General features: G+C 64.8%; 19 protein-coding genes. 10 read left to right on the forward strand and 9 right to left on the reverse strand.

The annotated features are described in order from the left end of the window. Positions 1–28 precede the first annotated feature (28 nt). On the forward strand, positions 29–1,717 hold the full coding sequence (gshA, locus tag PTE31013_RS12405) for a glutamate--cysteine ligase (RefSeq protein WP_281351810.1): 1,689 nt from the start codon (positions 29–31) through the stop codon (positions 1,715–1,717). Between the two features lie 84 nt (positions 1,718–1,801). Here gshA and PTE31013_RS12410 read toward each other — a convergent pair whose 3' ends face one another. The 4 genes from PTE31013_RS12410 to PTE31013_RS12425 all read right to left on the reverse strand — a co-directional run bounded on the left by PTE31013_RS12410 (position 1,802) and on the right by PTE31013_RS12425 (position 6,113). Beyond that, a complete protein-coding gene (locus PTE31013_RS12410; RefSeq protein WP_150613115.1) occupies positions 1,802–2,125 on the reverse strand; it encodes an AzlD domain-containing protein in 324 nt (107 codons plus the stop codon). Continuing rightward, positions 2,122–2,835 carry an AzlC family ABC transporter permease gene (locus tag PTE31013_RS12415; RefSeq protein WP_150613116.1) on the reverse strand — a complete coding sequence of 238 codons (714 nt, stop codon included), beginning with the start codon at positions 2,833–2,835 and terminating at the stop codon, positions 2,122–2,124. The genes PTE31013_RS12410 and PTE31013_RS12415 overlap by 4 nt, the downstream gene beginning before the upstream one ends. Positions 2,836–3,038: 203 nt before the next feature. Continuing rightward, complete coding sequence (locus PTE31013_RS12420; protein WP_425495561.1) at positions 3,039–5,543, reverse strand: penicillin-binding protein 1A; 2,505 nt, start codon at positions 5,541–5,543, stop codon at positions 3,039–3,041. A gap of 267 nt (positions 5,544–5,810) precedes the next feature. Continuing rightward, positions 5,811–6,113, reverse strand: coding sequence for a hypothetical protein (locus PTE31013_RS12425; protein ID WP_150613117.1), 303 nt, complete (start codon positions 6,111–6,113; stop codon positions 5,811–5,813). A 342-nt stretch (positions 6,114–6,455) separates the two neighbouring features. Here PTE31013_RS12425 and PTE31013_RS25260 point away from each other — a divergent pair, with 342 nt between their 5' ends. Further along, positions 6,456–8,078 carry a methyl-accepting chemotaxis protein gene (locus tag PTE31013_RS25260; RefSeq protein WP_150613118.1) on the forward strand — a complete coding sequence of 541 codons (1,623 nt, stop codon included), beginning with the start codon at positions 6,456–6,458 and terminating at the stop codon, positions 8,076–8,078. A gap of 122 nt (positions 8,079–8,200) precedes the next feature. Next, positions 8,201–8,608 carry a hypothetical protein gene (locus tag PTE31013_RS12435; RefSeq protein WP_150613119.1) on the forward strand — a complete coding sequence of 136 codons (408 nt, stop codon included), beginning with the start codon at positions 8,201–8,203 and terminating at the stop codon, positions 8,606–8,608. A gap of 131 nt (positions 8,609–8,739) precedes the next feature. Here the strand turns inward: PTE31013_RS12435 and PTE31013_RS12440 are convergent, their stop codons facing one another. Both PTE31013_RS12440 and PTE31013_RS12445 read right to left on the reverse strand, forming a co-directional pair. Next, entirely contained in the window at positions 8,740–10,464 is a 1,725-nt protein-coding gene (locus PTE31013_RS12440; protein WP_150613120.1) for an NADPH-dependent assimilatory sulfite reductase hemoprotein subunit, read from the reverse strand. An 81-nt stretch (positions 10,465–10,545) separates the two neighbouring features. Then, positions 10,546–12,387, reverse strand: coding sequence for an assimilatory sulfite reductase (NADPH) flavoprotein subunit (locus PTE31013_RS12445; RefSeq protein ID WP_150613121.1), 1,842 nt, complete (start codon positions 12,385–12,387; stop codon positions 10,546–10,548). Positions 12,388–12,790: 403 nt separating this feature from the next. Here PTE31013_RS12445 and PTE31013_RS12450 point away from each other — a divergent pair, with 403 nt between their 5' ends. The 7 genes from PTE31013_RS12450 (at position 12,791) to PTE31013_RS12480 (ending at position 22,155) form a co-directional block, all read left to right on the forward strand. After that, positions 12,791–15,652, forward strand: a complete 2,862-nt coding sequence (locus PTE31013_RS12450; protein ID WP_150613122.1) for a 2-oxoglutarate dehydrogenase E1 component — start codon at positions 12,791–12,793, stop codon at positions 15,650–15,652. Positions 15,653–15,741: 89 nt separating this feature from the next. Then, positions 15,742–17,001, forward strand: coding sequence for a 2-oxoglutarate dehydrogenase complex dihydrolipoyllysine-residue succinyltransferase (gene odhB / locus PTE31013_RS12455; protein WP_150613123.1), 1,260 nt, complete (start codon positions 15,742–15,744; stop codon positions 16,999–17,001). A gap of 98 nt (positions 17,002–17,099) precedes the next feature. Further along, complete coding sequence (gene lpdA, locus PTE31013_RS12460) at positions 17,100–18,527, forward strand: dihydrolipoyl dehydrogenase (protein ID WP_150613124.1); 1,428 nt, start codon at positions 17,100–17,102, stop codon at positions 18,525–18,527. 95 nt (positions 18,528–18,622) lie between these two features. Further along, on the forward strand, positions 18,623–19,720 hold the full coding sequence (gene zapE / locus PTE31013_RS12465) for a cell division protein ZapE (protein WP_150613125.1): 1,098 nt from the start codon (positions 18,623–18,625) through the stop codon (positions 19,718–19,720). A 598-nt stretch (positions 19,721–20,318) separates the two neighbouring features. Next, complete coding sequence (locus PTE31013_RS12470; protein WP_150613126.1) at positions 20,319–20,972, forward strand: DUF2939 domain-containing protein; 654 nt, start codon at positions 20,319–20,321, stop codon at positions 20,970–20,972. A gap of 92 nt (positions 20,973–21,064) precedes the next feature. After that, positions 21,065–21,484, forward strand: coding sequence for a DUF2147 domain-containing protein (locus PTE31013_RS12475; RefSeq protein WP_246174373.1), 420 nt, complete (start codon positions 21,065–21,067; stop codon positions 21,482–21,484). Between the two features lie 188 nt (positions 21,485–21,672). Continuing rightward, positions 21,673–22,155, forward strand: coding sequence for a DUF2147 domain-containing protein (locus PTE31013_RS12480; RefSeq protein WP_150613128.1), 483 nt, complete (start codon positions 21,673–21,675; stop codon positions 22,153–22,155). A gap of 253 nt (positions 22,156–22,408) precedes the next feature. Here PTE31013_RS12480 and PTE31013_RS12485 read toward each other — a convergent pair whose 3' ends face one another. From PTE31013_RS12485 to PTE31013_RS12495, 3 genes are all read right to left on the reverse strand, one after another. Then, positions 22,409–23,641, reverse strand: a complete 1,233-nt coding sequence (locus PTE31013_RS12485; RefSeq protein ID WP_150613129.1) for a collagen-like triple helix repeat-containing protein — start codon at positions 23,639–23,641, stop codon at positions 22,409–22,411. 34 nt (positions 23,642–23,675) lie between these two features. Continuing rightward, a complete protein-coding gene (locus PTE31013_RS12490; protein WP_150613130.1) occupies positions 23,676–24,407 on the reverse strand; it encodes a MarR family winged helix-turn-helix transcriptional regulator in 732 nt (243 codons plus the stop codon). 67 nt (positions 24,408–24,474) lie between these two features. After that, on the reverse strand, positions 24,475–25,638 hold the full coding sequence (locus PTE31013_RS12495; RefSeq protein WP_150613131.1) for a collagen-like triple helix repeat-containing protein: 1,164 nt from the start codon (positions 25,636–25,638) through the stop codon (positions 24,475–24,477). Between the last annotated feature and the right edge of the window lie 38 nt (positions 25,639–25,676).

The raw sequence follows: 25,676 nt of genomic DNA on the forward strand, positions 1-25,676 counted from the left end.
CATGATATGGGCCCCGGCGACGAAAGCCATGCCAAAGCATTGCGCCTGTCCAGAGGGATGGAAGTTGGAAAACCAGAATCGTCAACACGAACATACCGCACGCCCCGCATCGCATGTCGCTCACGAGGCGCTTGACCGGCGCCTGGCGCTCATCATGCAACCCAAACACCGGGCGCTGCTCGGCGAAGGCTTGTCGGGCATCGAACGGGAAACCCTGCGCGTCGAAGGCAGCGGCGCGCTCGCCCTGACGCCGCATCCGCACGCGCTCGGCTCGGCACTGACCAACGAAGAGATCACGACCGATTACTCGGAATCGCTGCTCGAGTTCATCACGCCGCCGCAGCGCGATGCGGCCGACGTCATCGCGCGTCTGGACGAAATCCATCAGTTCGCCTACCGCAAGCTAGGCGCCGAGTTGCTGTGGAGCGACTCGATGCCGCCCGCTCTGCCGCCCGAAGCGGTGATTCCGATTGCCGAGTACGGTACGTCGCACATCGGCAAGCTCAAGCATGTCTATCGCCGCGGCCTTGCGCTGCGCTATGGCAAGCCGATGCAGTGCATCGCAGGCATTCACTACAATTTTTCGTTGGCCGAACCGTTGTGGGCATTGCTGCGCGAGCACGAGGGGGCGACGCAATCCGCACGCGATTACCAGTCGACGCGTTACGTCGCCCTCATTCGCAATTTCCGCCGCTATAGCTGGCTGCTGATGTATCTGTTCGGCGCGTCGCCGGTGCTGCACGCCGAGTTCCTGCGCGGACGCGAGCACGGCCTCGATGCATTCGATGACGGCACGCTCGGCCTGCCGTACGCGACCAGCTTGCGCATGAGCGACCTGGGCTACCAGAACAGCGCGCAGTCCGAAGTCTCGCCATGCTACGACTGCCTGCCCAGCTATATCGACGCGCTCACGCAAGCCGTGAGCCAGCCGCATCCGGCCTACGAGGCGCTCGGCACGCAGCGCGATGGCGAATGGATTCAGCTTTCGACCAACCTGCTGCAGATCGAGAACGAGTTCTACGCGACGATTCGCCCCAAGCGGGTGGCGTATAGCGGCGAGCGCCCGGTGCAGGCGCTCGCGCGTCGCGGGGTGCAGTATGTGGAAGTGCGTTGCATCGACATCGATCCCTTCCAGCCGGTGGGTATCGACGTCGACACGGCGCGCTTCATCGACGCCTTCCTGCTGTTTTGCGCGCTCGAAGACAGCCCGTCGTGTTCGGCGGCGGAGAACCGCGAGAATCGCGACAACTTCGCCCACGTCGTCAAGGAAGGCCGCAAGCCGGGCCGGGTGCTGCATCGCGGTGGTGAAGCGATCACGCTGGCTGATTGGGCGGAGGTGTTGCTCGATCGCATCGATCGTGCGGCGGCGGCATTCGACGCACAGCGTGGTGGAGCACATTACGCGCATACGATGTCGTTGCAACGCGCCAAGGTGCGGGATGTGTCGCTGACGCCGTCCGCTCGTGTGATGGCCGCACTCGAGCCGTTGCGCGGCACGAAGGGCGGCGCGTTCCAGGCATTTGCGCTGGCGCAGAGCCAGCGTCATGCGCAGACGCTGCGCGAGATGCCGCTCGATGCCAGCGTGGTCGAGCACTTCGAGGCGCTGGCACGCAAGTCGCTCGACGCCCAAGCCGAACTCGAACGCACGCAGGCCGGCGATTTCGATGCGTTCGTCGCCGATTACCTGGCGGGCACGCTGGGTGCAGCCACCGCCTGACAGACGGCACGTCGTGATACGAGAAAGCGCCTCATGTGAGGCGCTTTTTTTGATGGCCGAGGCGAGTGACGAGAGCGGCGTTCGTCAGCCCAATACCCCCAACTGCCATGTGAAGAAGACGGCCAGCCCGGCGCCGATGGTGAGCAACTGGTGACGCGTCGCGGCGCACACCGCGATGGCCACGAGGGCCGCGATCAATTGCGGATTACGCCACGTCAGCTCGAGACCGTCGCCGTGGGGTGCCAGCGTCATCGGCACGATGATGGCCGTAAGCACCGTCACCGGGACGAACGACAGCGCCTCGCGCAGCCACTCGGGAAAGCGCACGCGGTCGCCAAGCACGAAGATGCCCGCCTTGACGGCGAACGTCACCGCCGCCATGCCGAAAATCGCCAATACGTAATTCATTTCGCATCTCCTCGACGCTTCGCATGCAGCGACGCCATGCCCGCCGCGATGCCGAGCGCCACGGCCACGAGCAAGCCGAGCTTGTACGGCAGGCCGCGACACAGATAGGCCGCCGTGCCGGCGACGATCGTCGCGACGGCCCACGGCAGGCGCGCCATCTGCGGCACGATGATCGCGATGAACGTGGCGACCATCGCGAAGTCGAGGCCCAGCGTCTGCAAACGCGGGAACGCGGCGCCGAACAGCAGGCCGGCAAGCGTCCACACTTGCCAGTTCATGTACATCGACAGGCCCGAGCCCAGGAAATACCAGTGGCCCATCGGGTCGCCGGGGTGACGATGAAAATGGCTGCTGGTCACCGCGAACGTCTCGTCCGTCAGCAGGAACCCCAGCAAGGCACGCCACCGCACGTTCAGATGTCCCACATGCGGTAGCAAGTTGGCGGCGTACAGCATATGACGCAGATTGACGATCAGCGTCGTTGCCCACAGCACGAGATAGCCCACGCCGGTGGCGAACAGGCCGGCGGCGATGAACTGACTGGAGCCGGCGAAGACGGTGAGCGACATGAGCTGGCCATGCCACGTTGCCAGCGGCGTGGTTGCCACCAACGCACCAAAGATCAGGCCGAATGGGGCCGCGCCGATGATCATCGGCAGGGTGTCACGGGCACCTGCGGCAAAACTTGCCGCACGAGTCGGAGCCAGCATGGAGGCACTTTCCTGAAGGTAAGGGGAGACGAAAGGGGGACGGCGTGAGCATAGCCGTTACGCCGGGCCGTACGCTTGTACGTTCTTGCGCTCGCGACCGGAAAGCCGTTCGGCGGTAAAAAACGGCCACCCGCTGGGTGGCCGTACCTTGTCACAGGGCTGACGCGCGTCGCCGCTTGCGCGGGCTGACGTTGCGCCGAGCGCTACGGATGCTTGAACATATCGAGGATGCGCGCTTTCTCGCTGGCGTCGACCCCCGGCGACGGGGGCTGACCCGCCGAGGGCGGCGGAGCGGCGGGCGATGGCGAATTGCTGCCGAAGAACGGCAGCGAGAAACCGCCGCTGTTGTCGTCGATCCCGATGCTCGCGACAAACCCGTTGCCCGGCAATTTATCGGCCTCGTAAAGCTCGCCGTTCACGACACTGACCCCCGCGGGCATCGCCATCTGCTGCTCCGGCACGCCATTGAGCGCCACGCCCATGTACTTGGTCCACACCGGCAGCGCCAACTGCGCGCCGAATTCGCGGCTGCCGAGCGTCTTGGGCTGGTCGAAGCCGAGCCACGCCACGGCAACGAGCGAGTGCTGGTAGCCAGCGAACCAGCCATCGAGTGCGTCGTTGGTCGTGCCGGTCTTGCCGGCCAGATCGGTGCGCTTGAGGACATTCGTGCCCGCGCCGGTGCCGCGTTGTGCCACCGATTGCAGCAGGCTGTTCATGATGTACGCGTTCGGCGCGGAAATCGCGCGGGCGGCGTTCACCCCGGCGACCACCGGCGTAGCCTTGTTGAGCACGTTGCCGCGCGCGTCGCGAATCTCGCTGATCAGGTATGGGGCCACGCGATAACCGCCGTTGGCGAACACCGCGTAAGCACCGGCCAGTTGCAGCGGCGTGGTCTGCCCGGCACCAAGGGCCATCGGCAGATAGGGCGGCACCTTGTCGGCGTCGAAGCCGAAGCGCGTGGCGTAATCCTGCGTGTATTGCGTGCCGGCAAATTGCAGCAGACGGATCGCCACGAGGTTCTTCGAGCGCTGCAGTCCTTCGCGCACAGTCATCGGGCCGCTGAAGGCGTCGTCGTCATGCGGGTCCCACGCCTGGCCGCCGGTCTGGGCGGGGGGGAGGTTGAGCGGGCCGTCCATGACCATCGTCGCCGGGCTCACGCCTTTCTCGATGGCCGCCGAGTACACCACCGGCTTGAAGGTCGAGCCCGGCTGCCGCCATGCCTGCGTCGCCCGGTTGAACTTGCTCTGATTGAAGTCGAAGCCACCGACCAGTGCGCGGATGGCGCCGTCGTCCGGCGAGAGCGAGACGAGCGAGCCCTGCACTTCCGGCAACTGCGTGATGCGCCACTTGCCGCGAGCGTCTTTCATCACGCGGATGATCGCGCCCGGACGAATACGGACCTTTGCGCTGGCCTTCGCCGAGAGCGCTGACGCGGCAAAGCCAATGCCGTCGCCGCTCACGACCACGGCGTCGCCCGAGAGCGGCACGGCCGTGACCTGCGACGTGCTTGCGGCCACCACGACAGCCGCGACAAGATCGCCGTTGTCGGGATGCTCGAGCAGCGTGTCTTCGATGACCTGCTGACGATCGGGCATCGCGGCGGGCAGTTCCACAAAACCCTCGGGGCCGCGATAGGCATGGCGGCGCTCGTAGTCGAGCACGCCCATGCGGACCGCTTCGTATGCGGCCTGCTGCTTCTTCGAGTCGAGCGTCGTGATGACGGTCAGGCCGCGCGTGTAGGTGTCGTCCTTGTATTCGTCGTACACCGCCTGGCGCACCATTTCGGCCACGTACTCGGCATGCACGTTGTACTCATTGCCCGACGTGCGCGTGCGGATCGGCTCGCGCAGGGCGTCCTCGTATTGATTGCGCGAAATGTAGCCCAGGTCGAGCATGCGCTTGAGGATGTATTCCTGGCGAATCTTCGCGCGCTTCGGGTTGACGATGGGGTTATAGGCCGACGGTGCCTTGGGCAGGCCGGCCAGCATCGCCGCCTCGCCGAGCGTGATGTCCTTCAGGTCCTTGCCGAAATAGATGCGCGCGGCACTCGCGAAGCCGTAGGCGCGCTGCCCCAGATAGATCTGGTTCATGTACAGCTCGAGGATCTTGTCCTTGGACAGGGCCGACTCGATCTTGTACGCCAGCAGCATTTCGTAGATCTTGCGCGTGGCCGTCTTCTCGCGCGAGAGGAAGAAGTTGCGCGCAACCTGCATCGTGATCGTACTGGCGCCCTGTGTGGCACCGCCATGCAGTACGTCTGTCACGCCGGCGCGCAGAATGCCGATGAAGTCGACGCCGCCGTGATCGTAGAAGCGATAGTCCTCGATCGCGAGCACGGCCTTCTTCATGACGTCCGGAATCTGGTCAATGGTGACCAGGCTGCGGCGCTCCTCGCCGAATTCGCCAATCAGCACGTTATCGGACGTGTAGACCCGCAGCGGTACCTTGGGCCGGTAATCGGTGATGACGTCCAGCGGCGGCAGGTTCGGGCGCATGACGATCAACGCATAGCCGACGAGCAGCGCGCCCACGATCGCCAGACCTACCAACGTGGCAAAGATGGCGGCAAGGGTGCCGAAACCGCGTTGACGACCGGGGGCGAGCTGCGAGGCGGAGTGTGCAGACGACGCCTGGCGCGTAACGACGGGGGACTTGGGAGGCGCCGGATGAGACGGCGCACGAGGCGGCAAACAATGCTTCAAGGACATACCCAACGAAAATTGCAGGATGGGAACAGGCCAGCCGGCCTAGCGCTGCGTGGATCCCCGCCGCGCGGCGAAATCGGAGCAGTATGCCACGCTCGGCGCGAACACGCGCGTTTCGGGGCGCTTTCGCGCTTGCCAACGCCGCCGCGGCACGCCTTGGTGACTCTGCGCGGGGCCTGCACACCCAGCATGCCGCTCACCCGCCAGGCGCACCATACCACGCTAACCCGTGACTCGCCCGATGCGTGACATCGGGGCGGCCATGTAACGTCAACCCAGGCGTTTGAGGAAGACAGTCATTTCCTTTTCGGCCTGACGGTCGCCGTGCGCCTGTGCGGCGGCGATCCCTCGGGTCCACGCGTCGCGGGCGCCGTCGCGGTCGCCCGCGCCGTTCCGCGCTTTGCCCAACAACTTCCACGCGGCCGTGTAGGCCGGGTCGAACGCGACGCAATGGGTCAGGTGATCGGCCGCGACCAGGAAGTTCTGTGCATCCAGATAGGCCTTGCCGAGCCCGAATCGCAAGAGTGCGTTGTCTTTGCCGGCCGCCAAAAGCTTTTCGAGTCCATCGATCATAATTCGAATATATCGTATGAATATATAAAAAATGTCATAAGATCATGTCCGCTTCCCCTGGCATCGGCGGTGCGTTGCCGGACCCTGTTTCGGTCGGCTGTTTCGTTCAGCAAGACAAGCGGCGCGTCGAATATCGCGCATCGGTCGCTCGCGGGGCATCTGCCCGACGTCGCCGATATCGCGCTCCGAAGGCGCCCGATAGACGCGCAACACATACCTAACGGGCACGTATACCCGCAGCACGCTCAAGTCTGGTGTGCGCCACGCCGATGACACAAATAATACCGGCCCAACAGAGGCCGTACAGGGATCCGACCCACCAAGTAAGACGGAGACAACAGCATGTTGCGTAGCTTTTCCATCAAGGCGCGCCTCGGCATCACGATGGCGCTGCTGGCGGCACTATTGATTCTGTTGGGCGCGCTCGGCATTGCCGGCATGACACGCACTGGCAACGCGCTTCGCGAGACGTATGCCAATCACCTCGCCGCCACGGTGGCGCTCGGCAAGGACAACGCCACCCTCGCGCGCACCCGTGCCATTCTCGATCGCGTGGTGCTCCATCCCGAATCGCCCGATGGCGACAAGATTGCCAAACGTGCACGCGGCATGATCAAGGATGCGAATGCGGCCTGGGCGGCCTATCAGGCGTTGCCGCGCGGCGCCGAGGAACAGCGGATGGCCGACGAGGTCGCCGCCCGGCGCGCCACCTTCTTCGAGCAGGGCATGAATCCGATGCTCGCGGCCATCGATGCGCGCGATCGCACGGCCATGGACGAGATCACAATGAACGTGCTGCCCAAGCGCTACGCCGCGCTCACGGCCGCCAGCGACGCGCTGGCCGCGTACAAGCTGAAGCTCGGGCATGACACGTACGAAGCGTCGATGACCGAGCTGGTGGCTTTCCGCTGGCTGAGCATCGGCGCAACGGCGCTGGGCGTGCTCATGGCGATCGCCTGCTACTTCTCGCTGCGCAGTGCGATCATGCGGCCGCTCGGCGAAGCGCTGGCGCACTTCGAGCACATTTCGGCGGGCCAGCTCGATAACCCGGTGCACGCGCGGGGCAAGGACGAGATGTCGATGCTCATGCGCGGACTCGAAGCGATGCAGTCGCGTCTCGCGGACACGATTCGCGGCGTGCGCCGCAGTTGCGAGACGATGGCGACGGCCACGGCCGAAATCTCGGCGGGAAATACCGACCTGTCGGCGCGCACCGAGGAGCAGGCCGCTTCGCTGGAGGAGACGGCGTCGTCGATGGAGCAGCTGACCGCCACGGTCAAGCAGAACGCCGACAACGCGCGTCAGGCGAGCCAACTGGCCGTCAACGCGTCGGATATCGCCTCGCGCGGCGGTCAGGTCGTTGCCCGTGTGGTTGACACGATGCAGGGCATCTCGACCAGTTCGTCGCAGGTGGTGGACATCATCGGCGTGATTGACGGGATTGCCTTCCAGACCAATATCCTCGCGCTCAACGCCGCCGTGGAAGCGGCACGCGCAGGCGAGCAGGGACGTGGATTTGCCGTGGTGGCGGGCGAAGTGCGTACGCTGGCGCAGCGCAGTGCGACCGCCGCACGCGAGATCAAGGGGCTCATCGAGACCTCGGCGCAGAAGGTGGCGGACGGCTCGACGCTGGTGGCGGAAGCCGGGCGCACGATGAACGACATCCTGCAAGCCGTGCAGCGCGTGACCGACATCATGGGCGAGATCTCGGCGGCGTCCGACGAGCAGAGCGGTGGCATCGAGCAGGTAAATCGGGCCGTCACGCAGATGGACGCCGTCACGCAACAGAACGCGGCGCTTGTGGAGCAAGCCGCCGCGGCTGCCGCGTCGCTGGAGGACCAGACGCATGCGCTTCGCGAGGAAATGGCGCGATTCCGACTGGGCGACGAAAGTCAGGCGAGCGGCTCGGCAAGACGTCCGGCTTTGCACGCCGTGGCGACGCCCCCCCTTTCCGTGGCGGCTTGAGCCGCGCGTCGCAATGCACCGCAAGGCGGCGTGGTAGGGGCGTGGAATGGGCGTGTTCATGGCGGCAGCGCGCCGAACCGGGTAACATTGCCCATCTTTTGCTCAGTTGAGGGTGGCGAAGTATGAAGCGAGTGGCGCTGATGGCGGCGGTGGCCGTTCTGGCTGGCGTAGTGGCAGGGTGTGGCCCGGTGAACCAGATGAGCCGGCCCGATCCGGCGGCGGGGCGACTGCTCGACCAGGGGACCGGAGCCGATCGCTTCATGGTGCTCAACTGCATCTATCACGGCTGGAGCGAACTGACGCCGAACGTCGAATCGACGTCGTACGCGCGTCCGGGAGCCGACCGCGTGCGGGTCTATCGCGGTCAGGGCGCCGACGGCAAAGCCATGTACAACCCCTATGTGGACGTCATGCAAGGCGGCTTCGGCGCGCGATTGCAATATTTCGAAATTCCCGGCAGCCACCTGCCGCGTGACTACGAACAGACGGTCAAGCGCTGCATGGTGCCGTACTCGGGCAGCAACGACTGAGGTCCGGCAGCCGTACGTCGAGCGCCCAGCCGCGCTCGACAATGAAACGCCACGGGAGACCGTGGCGTTTTTCGTTGGCGCGCCCGCAAGGCGCCTGTCCCGTACCTGCTATGCCTCGGCGACGCCGCCGCTCAGCCGTGAAAATCCTCGCGGGCTTCGACCACCGCCTTGACCACGCCTTGGCGCACGAGGAAATCGCCGAATTTCTCACCGACATCGCGTGTCTTGGCATAGTGCGCGAAGAGCGGCGTGAGTTCGGCGACGATCTGGTCTTCGCTGAGCGATTCCTTGTACAGCTTGTTCAGGCGCTGGCCGTGGAAGCCCGCGCCGAGGTACAGGTTGTACTTGCCGGCTGACTTGCCGACCAGGCCGATCTCGGCGATGTACGGACGGGCGCAGCCGTTTGGGCAGCCAGTGGCGCGCAGGGTGATCGGCACGCCCGCGAGCCCCGCGTCGTCGAGTACTTTCTCCAGTCGCGTGACCAGGCCGGGCAGGGCGCGCTCGCTCTCGGCCAGCGCCAGGCCGCACGTCGGGAAACCGACGCAGGCCATCGCGTTGATGCGCAGCGCGCCTTGATGTTTGCCGTCGAGCAGGCCGAACTGCTTGACGAGGGCGTCGATCTGCGGCCGCTTCGCGTCGCTTACGCGAGCGACGATGAGGTTCTGATTGCCCGTGATGCGGATGTCGCCATCATGCACTTTCGCGATCTCGCGCAATCCGGTCATCAGGCGGTAGTCGTCCCAATCCTTCACGCGCCCGTTCTGGATGAAGAGCGTGAGATGCCAGAGATCGTCCGCGCCCTTGAGCCAGCCGTACTGATCGCCGTTGGTCGTGAAGGCGAACGCGCGCTCGGGCGCCAGATCCCAGCCGAGATACTGGTTGAGGGTTTCCTTGAACCACGCCACGCCATGGTCGTCGATGGTGTATTTCAGGCGTGCGTGTTTGCGGTTGCCTCGGTCGCCGAAGTCGCGCTGCACGAGCAGCACTTTCTCGGCAACGTCGACAATGCGATCGGCCGGGGTATAGCCGATGACGGTCGCCGTGCGCGGGTACGTCGCGGCGTCGCCGTGCGTCATGCCCATGCCGCCGCCGACCGTGACATTGAAGCCCTCGAGCTTGCCGTCGTTGCCCACGATGGCGATAAAGCCCAGGTCGTTGGCGTAGAGGTCGACGTCGTTGTTCGGCGGAATGGCGATGGCGATCTTGAACTTGCGCGGCAGGTAGTGCTTGCCGTAGATCGGCTCGTGATCCTCCTTGCCCGCGCCCAGGCGCTTGTCGCCCAGCCAGATTTCGCGATACGCCGTGGTATGCGGCAACAGGTGCCGATCGATCTTCAGGCACCAGTCGAGCGCCTCGGCGTGGGCGGGCGATTGATGCGGATTGTTCGAGACGAGCGTGTTGCGATTGACGTCGCCGCAGGCGGCAATGCTTGTCATCGCAACCTCGTCGATCCCTCTGATGAGCGGACGCAGTTGGTGCTTGAGCACGTTATGGTACTGCACCGTCTGGCGCGTGGTCAGGCGAATCGTGTTGCCGCCGTACTTCTGCGCGAGCTCATCGAGCTTGAGCCATTGCCCGGGTGTGCACACGCCGCCCGGCATGCGTAGCCGGATCATGAACTGGTACGCCGGTTCGAGTTTCTGCTTCTGCCGTTCGCTGCGCAGGTCGCGGTCGTCCTGCATGTAGGAGCCGTGGAACTTGAGCAGTTGGGCGTCCTTCTCGAAGATCGCGCCCGTGAGCGGGTCGGCCAGCCCTTCGGCAATGGTGCCGCGCAGGTAGTGGCTGGCGTCCTTGATCTTCTCGACTTCGGAGCGCGGCGCCGTCGAGGCGTCGCCGGCTTGCGTGGGTTGCGTCATGTGAGCGGCTCTATCGGTCAGCGCGGGGGGCCGCGCGGGGTCTTGTCGGGGTGGACGTTGAAACGTGTGGCGGATCCGCGATCAATACACGTCGCGCTGATAACGTTTTTCGCGTTGCAACGTCTTCACATACTCGGCGGCGGCGTCCGGCGCCAGCCCCCCGTGTTCCGTCACGATGTCGATGAGCGCGGTGTTCACGTCGCGCGCCATCTGGTCGGCATCGCCACACACGTACAGGTGGGCACCTTCCTGCAGCCACGCGTACAGTGCCTTGCCTTGCTCGCGCATGCGGTGTTGCACGTAGACCTTGTCGTCAGTGTCACGCGAGAACGCGAGGTCGATCTTCGTGAGCGCACCGTCCTTGACGTAGCGTTGCCATTCTCGCTGATAAAGGAAGTCGGTGCGGAAGTTCCGGTCGCCAAAGAAGAGCCAGTTCTTGCCCGGCGCGTCGAGCGCCTGGCGTTCCTCGACAAACGCCCGGAACGGCGCGATGCCGGTGCCCGGGCCAATCATGATGACCGGGACGTGGCTATCCTGTGGCAGCTTGAAGTTCCGGTTCGCTTCGATATAGACGGGCACCACCTGGCCTTCGCGGGCGATGTCGGCGAGGTAGGTCGACGCCACGCCGCGGCGGGCGCGGCCGTGGCTGTCGTAGCGTACTGCGCCCACGGTGATGTGCACGGCGCCCGGATTGGCGGCCAGACTCGAAGCAATCGAGTACAGGCGCGGCTGGAGCGTGCGCAGCGTGCCGACGAACTCGGCCGCCTTGACCTTGCGGGCGGGGAACTGGCGCACGACGTCGATCACGTCGCGGCCATGGAGATAGTCGCGCAAGGCCGTTTCATTGCCGGCGCCGAGCAACGCCTTCAGCTCGCTGGATTGCGCCAGCGCGGCATATTTTTCGAGGAACGCGCGTGAGAGTGTCGTGATGTCGTACGCGCGCAGGAAAGCATCGCGCAGCGACAGCGTACTGTCCTGCGTTGTCGTCGTGGCTTGCGGGTCGAGGGCCAGCGTGTCGATCAACGTGTCGACGAGCGCCGCGTCGTTCTGCACGACGACGCCCAGCGCATCGCCTGGCTCGTATGTGAGGCCCGAGCCCTCGAGCGAGAGTTCGATGTGATGGACTTCCTTGGACGAGCCACGGCCCGAGAGCTTGACGGTTTCGATCACGGTGGCGTCGAACGGCTGCTTGCGGCTGTATTGACTCGATGCCGCCGCCGGTGCGATGCCACTCGCGAGCGCAGCGAGGCTGAAACCGTCGCTCACACCAGTGCTCTTGCCGGGGGCGGCCGGCGCCGCCACGCGCGCCAGCGCCTCGACCGTATCGTCGATCCAGCGCTCAGCCGGTGCATCGTAGTCGACGTCGCTGTCGACGCGGGGGACGAGCCGCTGTGCGCCCAGCGCGGCCAGCCGTGCGTCGAAGTCCTTGCCGGCCTGGCAAAACTTCTCATAGCTGGAATCGCCCAGGCCGAGCACAGCGAAGCGGGTGCCGTCGAGCTGGGGCGCCTTCGCGCCGTGCAGGAAATCATAGAAGTCGCGCGCATCGTCGGGCGGCTCGCCTTCGCCTTGCGTCGACACGGCAACGAGCAGCAGCTTGTCGTTCTTCAGGCGCGAGGCCTTGTAATCCCCCATCGCGAAGAGGTCGACCTTGAAGCCCGCGGCGACGGCGCGCGCCTTGGCGTGCTCGGCCACTTCCTGTGCGTGCCCCGTCTGCGAGCCATACAGGATCGTCAACTGCGGCGCGGCGGGCGCGGCGCTTGCCGCAACGCTTGCCGGCGCACCGGCTTGTCGCACCGAGTGATTGATGCCGGCAAGAAAACCTCGCACCCAGGCGAGCTGCTCGCCGGAAAGGCCGTCGACCAGTTGGCTGAGCATCTGGGCTTGCTGGGCGGAAAGTGGTGTCGTCTCTTGCATGTCGTTCATGACTCCAGGGGCCGGACCCGGACGGAAGCCCGGCGGGGCATCCCCGTCAAGCCACCCCCAGAGGCACCGGCAAGGGGATACGCAACACGATATCGGCTGGCTCTTAGAAATTAAAATAATAAAATTTAATTTTTATATATCCAATTTACATATAGAGATAAGACGCAGGCGGGGCGGCGTCGCGTGAGCCCGCGACGCATGCGGCGGGTACGCCGGAAGTCCCCGTGTGACGGCTTTCCGGGGCGGTGGGTGCTGGGAAAACGTGCTATGCTCCTCGCCGTGATTGATCAGGTCCTTCCAAGCACCACTTGATTCACGCAATCCGCTAATCGGTCAGGCCGTGTCGCGGAAGGTTTCGTAACCCGCTATTTCTCGAGACACTCGTAGAAAAGGTGAGCGCAAAATGAGTTTGATGGAACAGTTCCAAGCGAACTCGTACCTCTTCGGCGGCAATGCCCCCTATGTCGAAGAACTGTACGAGTCGTATCTAGATAATCCGGCTTCCGTGCCGGACAACTGGCGCCAGTATTTCGACGCGCTGCAGAACGTTCCCGCTGTTGATGGTTCCAACGCCAACGACGTGGCTCACGCCCCGATCGTGGAGTCGTTCGCCCAGCGCGCCAAGGCCAATGCCTTCGTGCCGCGTGCCGGTGCTTCCGACCTGGCCGTGGCCCGCAAGCAGGTGCACGTGCAGTCGCTGGTCGCCGCCTACCGTTTCCTGGGGGCTCGCTGGGCCAACCTGGACCCGCTCAAGCGTCAGGAACGTCCGGCCATTCCGGAACTGGAACCCGCGTTCTACGACCTGACCGAAGCCGACATGGACAGCGTGTACTCGGCCGAGAACACGTACTTCGGTTTCGAGCAGGCCAGCCTGCGCGACCTGCTCAAGTCGCTGCGCGACACATACTGCGGCTCGATCGGTGCCGAGTACATGTACATCAGCGACCCGGTGCAAAAGCGCTGGTGGCAAGAGCGCCTGGAGAAGGTGCGTGCCACGCCCAACTTCAGCGCCGAGAAGAAAAAGCACATCCTCGAACGCCTGACTGCTGCTGAAGGCCTCGAGCGTTACCTGCACACGAAGTTCGTCGGCCAGAAGCGCTTCTCGCTCGAAGGCGGCGAATCGTTCATCGTGGCGATGGACGAGCTCGTCCACCACGCCGGTGGCAAGGGCGTGCAGGAAATCGTGATCGGCATGGCCCACCGCGGCCGTCTGAACGTGCTGGTCAATACGCTCGGCAAGATGCCGTCGGATCTGTTCGCTGAATTTGAAGGCAAGCACGTCGACGACCTGCCGGCCGGTGACGTGAAATACCACAAGGGCTTCTCGAGCGACGTCTCGACGAGCGGTGGTCCGGTCCACCTGTCGCTCGCGTTCAACCCGTCGCACCTGGAAATCGTGAACCCGGTGGTCGAAGGTTCGGCCAAGGCCCGTATGGACCGTCGCGGCGAAGCCGACGCGGCCAGCGTGCTGCCGGTGCAAGTGCACGGTGATGCTGCGTTCGCAGGCCAGGGCGTCGTGATGGAAACGCTGAACCTCGCCCAGACGCGTGGTTACGGTACGCATGGCACGGTGCACATTGTCATCAACAACCAGATCGGTTTCACCACGTCGGATCCGCGTGACGCCCGTTCGACGACGTACTGCTCGGACGTGGTCAAGATGATCGAAGCGCCGGTGCTGCACGTGAACGGCGATGATCCCGAAGCGGTCGTGCTGGCCATGCAACTGGCCCTGGACTTCCGTCAGGAGTTCAAGAAAGACGCCGTCGTGGACATCGTTTGCTACCGCAAGCTGGGCCACAACGAGCAGGACACGCCGGCGGTCACGCAGCCGCTGATGTACAAGAAGATTGCCCAACATCCGGGCACGCGCGCGCTGTACGTCGAGAAACTGGCCACGCAAGGCGTGATCACGGCCGAAGAAGGCAATGGCTTCGTCGCCGCCTACCGCAAGGCCATGGACGACGGTCACCACACGGTCGACCCGGTGCTCTCGAACTACAAGAGCAAGTACGCGGTCGACTGGGTGCCGTTCCTGAACAAGAAGTGGACCGATGCCGGCGACACGGCCGTGCCGCTGAACGAACTCAAGCGTTTGGCCGAGCGCATCACGACGATTCCGGCGAACTTCAAGGTGCACTCGCTCGTCGAGAAGGTCATCAACGACCGTCGCAAGATGGGCGCGGGCGAGCAACCGCTCGACTGGGGCATGGGTGAGCATCTGGCCTTCGCGTCGCTGGTCTCGTCGGGCTTTGCTGTGCGCCTGACCGGCCAGGATTCGGGGCGTGGCACGTTCACGCACCGCCACTCGGTGCTGCATGACCAGAACCGCGAGCGTTGGAACGACGGCACCTATGTGCCGCTGCAACACGTCGCCGACGGTCAGGCCAGCTTCACGGTGATTGACTCGGTGCTGTCCGAAGAAGCCGTGCTGGGCTTCGAATACGGTTACTCGACCGCCGAGCCGAACACGATGGTGCTGTGGGAAGGCCAGTTCGGCGACTTCGCCAACGGTGCGCAGGTCGTGATCGACCAGTTCATCTCGAGCGGTGAAGTGAAGTGGGGCCGTGTGTCGGGCCTGACCATGCTGCTGCCGCACGGCTATGAAGGCCAGGGTCCGGAGCACTCGTCGGCACGTATCGAGCGCTACCTGCAATTGTGCGCCGACACGAACATGCAAGTGGTCCAGCCGACCACGCCGGCACAGATCTTCCACCTGCTGCGTCGTCAGATGATCCGTCAGCTGCGCAAGCCGCTGATCGTGTTCACGCCGAAGTCGCTGCTGCGCCACAAGGAAGCCGTGAGCGATCTGTCGGAACTCGCCAAGGGCGGCTTCCAGACGGTCATCGGCGAAACCGATGCATCGATCGACGCCAAGAAGGTCAAGCGCGTTGTCGCCTGCTCGGGCCGCCTGTACTACGACCTGATGGCGCGTCGTCGCGAAGACAAGTCGACCGACGTCGCGATCGTCCGTGTGGAACAGCTCTACCCGTTCCCGCACAAGGCGTTCGAGAGCGAGCTGAAGAAATACGAAAACCTCACCGAAGTGGTGTGGGCCCAGGACGAGCCGCAAAACCAAGGTCCGTGGTTCTACATCGAACACCACCTGATCGAAAGCATGAGCGCCGGTCAGAAGCTGGCTTACGCGGGACGCGCGGCGTCTGCCTCGCCTGCCGTGGGCTACTACGCCAAGCATTACGAACAGCTCAAGCAGTTGCTCGATACGGCTTTCGGCCGCCTCAAGGGCGCGACCGTGGTGCAGTAACCGGTTAGGTCTTACAGCGGTCGTCCTCCCCCAGGGACGGCCGCTGCCGTATTTCCGAATTGAACGTTTATCGAATCCAGGATCCAGAAATGGCCATTGTTGAAGTCAAAGTCCCCCAGTTCTCCGAGTCGGTTTCCGAAGGCACGCTGCTCGACTGGAAGAAGAAAGTCGGCGAAGCCATCGCCCAAGATGAAACCGTGATCGAAGTCGAAACCGACAAGGTCGTGCTGGAAGTGCCGGCGCCCGCCGCGGGCGTGATCGTCGAAGTCACCGCCGCCGCTGGCGACACCGTGACGTCCGAGCAAATCATCGCCAAGATCGACACGGAAGCCAAGGCAGGCGCCGCCGCGCCGGTCGCCGCCAAGCCGGCGGAAGCCGCTGCACCGGCCGCCGCCTCGGCCGCTGCGCCGGCCGCCGGTGGGGCGTCGGGTGGCATCGCCAGCCCGGCCGCTGCCAAGGTGCTGGCCGAGAAGAACCTGTCGGCTGCGGACGTGTCCGGCTCGGGCCGCGACGGTCGCGTGACCAAGGGCGACGCCCTGGCCGCTGGCGCCAAGCCGGCTGCCGCCGCGTCCTCGATCCCGGCACCGGCCCAACGCGCCACGCTGCCGTCGGTGTCCGCTTCGGTGGGCCGCGACACGTCGCTCGAAGGCCGTCCGGAGCAGCGCGTGCCGATGTCGCGTCTGCGTGCCCGTATCGCCGAGCGCCTGCTGCAATCGCAACAGACCAACGCCATTCTGACCACGTTCAACGAGGTCAACATGAAGCCGGTGATGGATCTGCGCAACAAGTACAAGGACAAGTTCGAGAAGGAACACGGCGTGAAGCTGGGCTTCATGTCGTTCTTCGTCAAGGCCGCGGTCCACGCGCTCAAGAAGTACCCGGCCGTGAATGCTTCGATCGACGGTAACGACATCGTCTACCACGGCTACTTCGACATCGGTATCGCGGTCGGTTCGCCGCGTGGCCTGGTGGTGCCGATCCTGCGCAATGCCGACCAGATGAGCCTGGCCGACATCGAGAAGAAGATCGCCGAGTACGGCAAGAAGGCAGCCGACGGCAAGCTGTCGATCGAAGAAATGACCGGCGGTACGTTCTCGATCTCGAACGGCGGTGTGTTCGGCTCGATGCTGTCGACCCCGATCATCAACCCGCCGCAGTCGGCCATTCTGGGCGTGCACGCCACGAAGGACCGCGCTGTCGTGGAGAACGGCGAGATCGTCATCCGCCCGATGAACTATCTGGCCATGAGCTACGACCACCGTATCATCGACGGTCGCGAAGCCGTGCTGAGCCTCGTCGCCATGAAGGAAGCGCTGGAAGATCCGGCCCGCCTGCTGCTCGACCTGTAAGCGTTAGCGCGCGCCGCGCGGTGGCGCCTGGCCATGAGTTGCATGGTCGGCGCGCCGCGCCTCCCCCTGCCGTCTACCTTCAGTGAGTCACAATCAAAATGGCAAAAGAATTTGATGTAGTCATTATCGGCGCCGGCCCCGGCGGTTATATTGCCGCCATCCGCGCCGCCCAACTCGGTTTCTCGGTCGCCTGCATCGAGAAGTGGACCAACCCGGCCGGCAAGATGGTGCTTGGCGGGACCTGCCTGAACGTCGGTTGCATTCCGTCGAAGGCGCTGCTCGCCTCGTCGGAAGAGTTCGAAAAGATCGGCCATCACCTGGCCGATCACGGTATCACCACGTCGGATGTCAAGATCGACATCGCGAAGATGCTCGCGCGCAAGCAGGGTATTGTCGACAAGATGACGGGCGGTATCGAATACCTGTTCAAGAAGAACAAGATCACGTGGCTCAAGGGTCACGGCACGATCATTGCCAAGAACGACGGCGGCTATCAGATCGATGTGAAGGGTGCCGAGGCCGAGTCGGTCACGGCCAGGAACATCATCATCGCCACGGGTTCGAAGGCTCGCCATCTGCCGGGCATGCCGGTCGACAACAAGCTCATCTCGGATAACGAAGGTGCGCTCTCGTTCGACACCGTGCCGAAGACGCTTGGTGTGATCGGCGCCGGCGTGATCGGTCTGGAACTGGGTTCGGTGTGGCGCCGTCTGGGTGCCGACGTCACCGTGCTCGAAGCCATGCCGGAATTCCTGGCCGCCGCCGATGTGGGCGTTGCCAAGGAAGCGGCCAAGCAGTTCAAGAAGCAGGGTCTGGACATCAACGTCGGCGTGAAGGTCGGCGAAGTCAAGACCGGCAAGGATAGCGTCACGATCAGCTACACGGACAAGGACGGCAATGGCAAGACGCTCGAGGTCGACCGTCTGATCGTGTCGGTCGGCCGCGTGCCGAACACTGACGACCTGGGCCTGGGCAACATCGGTCTGGCGACCGACGAGCGCGGCTTCATTCCGGTGGACGACCACTGCCGGACCAAGCTGCCGAACGTGTACGCGATCGGTGACGTGGTGCGTGGCCCGATGCTCGCGCACAAGGCCGAAGACGAAGGCGTGCTGGTGGCGGAAGTCATCGCGGGCCAGAAGCCGCACATCGACTACAACTGCATTCCGTGGGTGATCTACACCTCGCCGGAAATCGCCTGGGTCGGCAAGACCGAGCAGCAGCTGAAGGCCGAAGGCCGTGAGTTCAAGCCGGGTCAGTTCCCGTTCGCGGCCAACGGCCGTGCGCTGGGCATGGGCGCGTCGGACGGTTTCGTGAAGGTGCTGGCCGATGCCAAGACCGACGAAATCCTCGGCGTGCACGTGATCGGCCTGAACGCGTCGGATCTGATCGCCGAAGCCGTGGTGGCGATGGAGTTCAAGGCGGCGTCGGAAGACATCGGCCGTATCTGTCATCCGCACCCGTCGCTGTCGGAAGTGATGCGTGAAGCCGCCCTCGATGTCGAGAAGCGCGCGCTGAACAAGTAAGTCGCTTTACGCTGACGAGTACGAGCAAAGGCGAGGCAACTCGCCTTTGCTTTTTCCCCGATTTCCTTCGCCCCCCCGGCCGGTCGCCGCACCGCATGAACGTTCGCGAATACTATCAACAGGAACTGGCCGCGCGCGGCTACGAGCCCGATGAGGCGCAGGAGCGCGCCGTCGAGCGTCTGCAACAGTGCTACGACGAATGGGCGGCATACAAGGCCAGGCGTTCGAACACCGTCAAGAAGTGGCTCGTACGTCCCGATCTGCCCAAGGGCGTGTACCTCTGGGGCGGGGTAGGCCGTGGCAAAAGCTTCCTCATGGACAGCTTTTACTCCGTGGTGCCGCTGCAGCGCAAAACGCGTCTGCACTTCCATGAGTTCATGCGCGAGGTGCATCACCAGTTGCAGGCGCTCAAGGGACAGCCCGATCCGCTCGATGAACTGGCCAAGCGCATTGCCAAGCGTTATCGGCTGATCTGCTTCGACGAATTTCACGTATCCGACGTGGCCGACGCCATGATCCTGCACCGCTTGCTTGCCGAGCTGTTCAAGAACGGCGTGCAGTTCGTGATGACGTCGAACTACCGTCCCGACATGCTGTACCCGGATGGCCTGCATCGCGACCGTGTGCTGCCTGCGATCCGGCTGCTCGAAGAGAAGCTCGACGTGCTCAACGTGGACGCGGGTGTCGACTATCGGCGCCGCACGCTGGCCCAGGTGAAGGTGTATCACTATCCCCTCGGCAATGAGGCAAATCGCGCGCTGCGCGCGGCGTTCGCCGAGATCGCCGGGGTGCCGGATGAAAGCCCGCTGCTGCACATCGAACAGCGTGAGTTGAAGGCGCTGCGTCGCGCAGGCGGCGTGGTGTGGTTCGATTTCCATATGCTGTGCGGTGGCCCGCGTTCGCAGAACGACTATCTCGAACTGGCCAATCGATTCCATACTGTCGTGCTGTCTGACGTGCCACAGATGACGCCGCGCATGGCCTCGGAAGCACGCCGCTTCACGTGGCTCGTCGACGTCTTCTACGACCACAAGGTCAAGCTGCTGATCTCGGCGGAAGTGCCGCCCGAGGCGTTGTACCAGGAGGGCACGCTGGCCAACGAATTTACGCGCACGGTATCGCGACTCGTGGAGATGCAGTCGCTGGAGTATCTCGAAGCGCCCCGTCGCGTGGTGGATACGTCGCTCACGTGAGCGTTGCGCGCGCGGCGCGTGGACCTCGTCAACGCATGCATGCTGCGTGAGGCTCAGCGCGAGCGAGCGCCCCGATCTCCGCGGTTGCGTTGACGCGGATCGGCCGCGGGCGAAGTCGGGGGCGGTTGCCGCTGTTCGCGCAGATGGTTGTAGATATCGCCGCGCAAGTCGCCCTGCGGCCGGACGGTGGGCGGGGGCGGCCGTGAGGGGCCGGGCCGCGCGCCGCCGCGCTTGTCGCCACGCCCGTCTGGGCGCTCCGCACCTTGTGCGAACCAACTTTGAAAAAAGCGGCGGTACGACGGCGGCTGGGCCGTTGCGCTCAGGGTGGCGAGGGCCAGCATGACGCCACACGTCATCCGGACAAGTCGGGCGTGACGCATGATGCCACCTCCTTGTCGGTTGAACTGCCGCGAACCTTGCACGTGCGTTGCCCGTCGAATGAACGGGCGCCGGGACATATCGCGCAATTGCGGCTACGCTTCCAGAGTAAAAGGGCACGGGGCCGCGTGTTGTAAAGATTTGTAAAGCAATGTAAGCCGGCAGGCGAGGGCGGCGATACGTCGCCTACCATGCGCAGTTTGATCGATGGAGTTTTGCAATGCGTAAGCTGTCAACGATCCCGATTTCCCTCGGGGCCTTGGTTGTCGTGCTGGGCCTGCTCTTTGGCTCGCCGTACTACACGTTGTGGCGCGCGCGCGACGCGGCCGATGCCCGCGATGCCGCTGCGCTCTCCTCGTACGTCGACTATCCGGCCGTGCGCGAGAGCCTGAAAACGAGTTTCCACGATGAACTCTCGCGCCAGATGGACAAGCAGCGCGGCAACGCCTTCGGCACGCTTGCCCTCGCGCTGGGTGGCTGGGTGTCGGATCGCGTGGTCGAAGCCTTGTTGACGCCCGAAGCCGTGGCGGCCATGCTGCGTGGCGACAGTACTGGATTGCCGCCGGCACCTGGAGCGCCAGCGCCGCGCGATGCGGTACCCCGCGCGCCGCAAGCACAGGCTGCCCCGCCGGCGTCAGCCGACCCCTACGCCCCCGTTGCCCCGAACGCCCCTGATGCTCACTCGGGTAACGCGTCGCCCGCTGCGGGCGATACGCCACCGCGCACGATCACGCGGACCGAATTTCAGGACTTCAATCACTTCCTCATACGTGTCTCGCGCAGCGACCGTCCGACGCGCGTCGTGACGTTCACACTGACGCGGCGCAATCTCGTGCAATGGCGCCTGACCGCCATTGCCTTGCCGCCGCTGTAATCGTCGGCATCATGCGCAGACCGGGGGCGAAAGCCAATGGGAAAGCGATGCCGAACGCCGCGTCGTGGGGGCGTTGGTGTGCCGCTGCGCTTTTGTCGGGCAGCGCCATCGTCGCGCTGGCGGCCAACGACGTGCCGACGCCCGTTGGCGTATGGCAAATCGTCGACGACACTGGTGATCCCAAGGCACTCATCACCGTCACCGAAAAAGCCGGCGAATATGTCGGATCGCTAACGAAAAGCCTCGGCAGGCACGACGCACTCGAGCGTCGCTGCACCGAATGCACCGATTGGCGCAAAGACATGAAGCTCCAGGGGCTGCAAATCATTCGCGGCCTGCGTCGCGACGCGCAGCGCGACGAATACATCGGCGGGAAGATTCTTGATCCCGACAGCGGCCACGAATACGACTGCAAAATGAAAGTCGTGGATGACGGCAGGAAGCTCGAAGTGCGAGGTTACTTCGGCATCTCGTGGCTCGGGCGCACTCAGACCTGGATACGGGAACCGTAACGCGATCCGCAGGTGTTCGGATCGACGCCAGCGACCGTCCGCGTGCGGATGCCGGCTAGAGGACTTCCTCAGCACGGCGTCACGCCTTTGGCGTAATCTGCAAAGCGACTCGCGCGCATGGCCGTGCGGTAATCGCGGCTATCGCGAGTCCTACGACAATCAATTCCGTATCTGGGAGGATGACAATCATGAAACCGATTTTGAACGCGCCATCGTGGCGACGTCTGGGTGCGCACGCGCTCGTCGCAGTGGCCTTGCTGGGCGGTGTTGCCAAGGCGGCAATGGCGGCCAACGACATGTCGCCGGTTGGGGTATGGAAGACCATCGACGACAATACCGGCAAGCCCAAGGCGCTCGTCACGATCACGGAGAAGGACGGCGAGTTTGTCGGGGTCGTCACCAAGGGGCTTGGCGAGAACGACGATCCGGAGCGCATCTGCACGGCCTGCACGGACGCGCGAAAGGGGCAGAAGATGCTGGGCATGCAGATCATTAGCGGCATTCGCAAGGACGGCGACGTATATGACGGCGGCAAGATCCTCGATCCGGAAAACGGCATGGAGTACAGTTGCAAGATCACGGTGGTCGACGGCGGCAAGAAGCTCGACGTTCGCGGCTTCCTCGGGATTTCTCTGCTAGGCCGCACGCAGACCTGGATCCGCGACCAGTAACGCCGCTTCGGCGCCGCTGCGTCACCTCGGGGGCGCGTCTGCGAGAGACGCATCAGCGGGCGGCCGGCCACGGAAAAAAGACTCGGATGAATGCTCGTCCGAGTCTTTTTTTGTTCGCGTGACCGATGACGCGATGGCAGACACGACAAAGCCCGGCCAGTGTCGCTTCACTGCCCGGGTTTGCCGTCGTCATCGGGCCTGCACCCCGCTGGCGTTCCCCTCTCGCGATCCTGCGACGTCTGGCGATGTCGCTTTATTTGCCCAGTCCGCCCAGCAGTCCGGTCACCGGCGCGAGCAGACTGCTGGTGCCGCCTGAGCTGCCGGTGGTGGTACCCGACCCGACGCTGGCGAGCGTCGTGAGAGGCGCCGTGACGGCGCTCAGCAGCGTCGTGAGGGGGGCAAGCGCGCTGCCTGCACCGCCGGTACCGGCGGAACTTGTCGCGCCGCCCAACAGGCCAGTCACGGGGCCCAGCGGATTGCTGCCAGACGACGCCGTCGCACCCGTGAGCCCACCGAGCAGTCCGGTGAGGGCACCCAGCGGATTGCTGCCGCTCGCCGTGGTGGTCGCCACTGTGGTGTTCCCCAGGCTGGCGAGCACGTTGCCGAGCGCGTTCGGCTGCGTTGGGCTGGTGGAGCCCGAGAGCAGGCCGCCCGCACTCGCGACGGTGTTGCCTAGCGCCATCGGCGCATTGCCAAGACTTCCCACGACGACGTTCGGCGCAGCCGCCTTGACCTGCCCGCCGGTCGAATTCAACACGCCGCCCAGGGTGCCCAGCAGACCGGCCAGCGGCGCGCCCAGACCGGTGGCGTTGCCGACCGTTTGCGTTGTCGTCACGACCGTATTCGTGATCGGTGTAATGGCCGACGAGAGGGCCGTCGTCGCCTGGACGACGGGGGCGCTCGTCAATGCCTGTGTGAGTGCCGAGCCGCCTTGCACGCCGCCTTGGCCGACGCTCGCGACGACGGTGCCCAGCACGCCGGTGAGCGTGTCGACCGGCGTGTTTGCCAGCGGGCCGCTCTTGCCGATGCCGGCAATGCGGCTCCCGAGCGATACCCCGGCATTACCGAGATCCGACACCACACCACCCGTGCTCGCGAGCGTGGTGCCGACCGGGTTGGTGCCGGACGTGCCGAGCTGTCCCAGTCCGGTGCTCACGCCCGTGCCCAGATCCGTGACGGCATTGCCTGTTTGCGTGAGCGCGCCGCCGAAGCCTTGCGTGGCTTGCGTCGACACGCCCGGCACCGTCGTGCTGGCGACCTGGCTGCCCAGCGCGCTCACCACCGAGCCGACCGCACTGACAACACCGGTGCTGCTCGTGGTCGGATTCGTCGGGTTGGTTGGCGTGACGGGATTCGTCGGATCCGACGGGTTCGTCGGCGTATTCGCCGTGGCGCCGCTGCCGCCCCCCGAACTGGAACAACCGGTGACGCTGACAATGCCCGCCATCAGCACGGCGAGCATCGTAGGACGCAGAGTCGTCGACATGACGTTTCTCCTTGTTGGGGCCGTCGAGCGTCGCTCAGACCTTGGTCGACGCATTTCGGCTGTGGGAGACCAGGCCGGCGATGTCTTGATCGGCCTCGAAGCGAAGACGGAACGTTTCGCTCTTCAGAGTGCGGATGCTCTGCACCAGGAAATCGTGGATCGCAGCGAGTTCGCTTTGGTCGTACGCAGCACTGACCGCCGTGAGTTCGCGCGAGACTGACGACAGGCACTGTTCGATCTGCGCGCAACGGGCTTCGATGGGGTGGATCATGACCATGCGCCGGTCGTGCGGATTTTTCTCCCGCTCGACGAAGCCCGCTCGCTCGAGCCGGTCGATGACCGTGGTAATGCCACCTGAGCTGACTCCCATGAGTTCCGCAAGCTGGCCGGCGGTGATCGATTCGAGTTCGAGAATGAGATCAAGGGCGTTCAGGTCGGTGACGTTCAGGCCGAGCTGTTCGGCGAGTGCCGCGTGATAGAGCGCGGTGTACACGGCGAGCCGGCGTCCGAGCGAGCGGACGATGCCGGCGACGAGATCGTTACGGTTCGTGTGTCGGTCGCTCATGGTGCCGTGCGATGCGTTGAGCGGGGAGGTAGGCGGCGTCGCCCCGGAGGCGGCACCGGACTCGGCGCCGTGCGTGTTGTGGCGGTGGTCGGCAGCGAAACCGTTGCCGGTGTCGCGCATTGCCATGGGCTCAGAAAGTCGCAGGGCGCTATCGCCATGACCGCGCATCAGAACGCTGGTGTCGGGAATGAAGCGGGCCATGGCATCTCCTTATCGGTGAATCACGTGGTGCGCGCGCCATGGGCGCGACGCACCGCTGGACTGGCGATTACTTGCCGACGCTCGCGACACTGCCGAGCAGGCCGGTGACCGGCGCGAGCAATCCCGTAAGACCGCCCGTCGCGCCGCCGGAGCTGCCGCCGGCCGTACTCGTCACACCGGAGAGCAGGCTCGTGACCGGGGCGAGCGGGCTGCTGCTACCCGATGTGGTCCCGCTCACCCCGCTGAGCAATCCCGTCACGGGGGCGAGCGGGCTGCTGCTGCTCGATCCCCCAAGTCCGCCCAGCAAGCCGGTGACCGAGCCGAGCGGGTTCGATGATCCGCCGGCCGTCGTCGTGCCCAGATTGCCCAGCAGCGAACCGAACGGGTTCGACGAGCCCGTGGAGGTGCTGCCGTTCAGGAACGTGCCCAAGCCGCCGACAGTGTTGCCGGTGGCGATCACCGTGTTGCCGAGTGCGGTCACGACCGGGTTCGACGACGTCCCCTGCATCGTTGTGCCGACCGTGGAGACGGCGCCGCCCACCGTCTGCAGCAGCCCCTGTACCGGGCTGCCCGCGCCCGTGGTCGTCCCCACCGTGCGAGTCGTATCGGACACGACGTTGGTGATCGGCGTGATGGCCGATGAGAGCGCCGTCGTGGCCTGCACGACCGGGCCGCCCGTGAAGGCCTGCTTCAGGATCGCGCCGCCCGCAATGCCGCCCTGGCCGACGGTAGCGACCACGTTGCCAAGCGCTCCAGTCAGCGTATCGACCGGGGTGCCCGCCAGCGGGCCGCTCTTGCCGACGCCTGCGACGCCGCTGCCCAGCGACACGCCCGCCTGACCAAGGTCGGTCACGACATTGCCGGTGCTCGCGAGGGTGGTGCCGACTGGATCCGACGAGGCGCCCACTTGGCCCAAACCGCTGCTTACCCCGTTACCAAGGTCGGTGACGGCGTTACCGGTCTGCACGAGCGCGCCGCCGAAGCCCTGCGACGCTTGCGTGGACACGAGTGGCAGTTGGGTGCTGGCCACCTGCTCGCCCAGCGCGCTGACGACGTTGCCGGCAGAACTCACGATACCGCCAGCGCCGGAGGCCGTCGTGCCGACGGCATTCGGGGAGGTCGAGTCGCCAGCCGAAGCGCCGCTGCCGCCGCCGCCGCTGGAGCAGCCGGTCAGGGCGATGAGGCCAATGGCGGCCGAAGCCAGGAGGGTACGTTGAAGTGCGAGGTTCATGATGTCTATCTCCCTTGAGCGTTCTGAATGGTTGTCGG

The organism is Pandoraea terrigena (genome assembly GCF_902459705.1).
Taxonomy (GTDB): domain Bacteria; phylum Pseudomonadota; class Gammaproteobacteria; order Burkholderiales; family Burkholderiaceae; genus Pandoraea; species Pandoraea terrigena.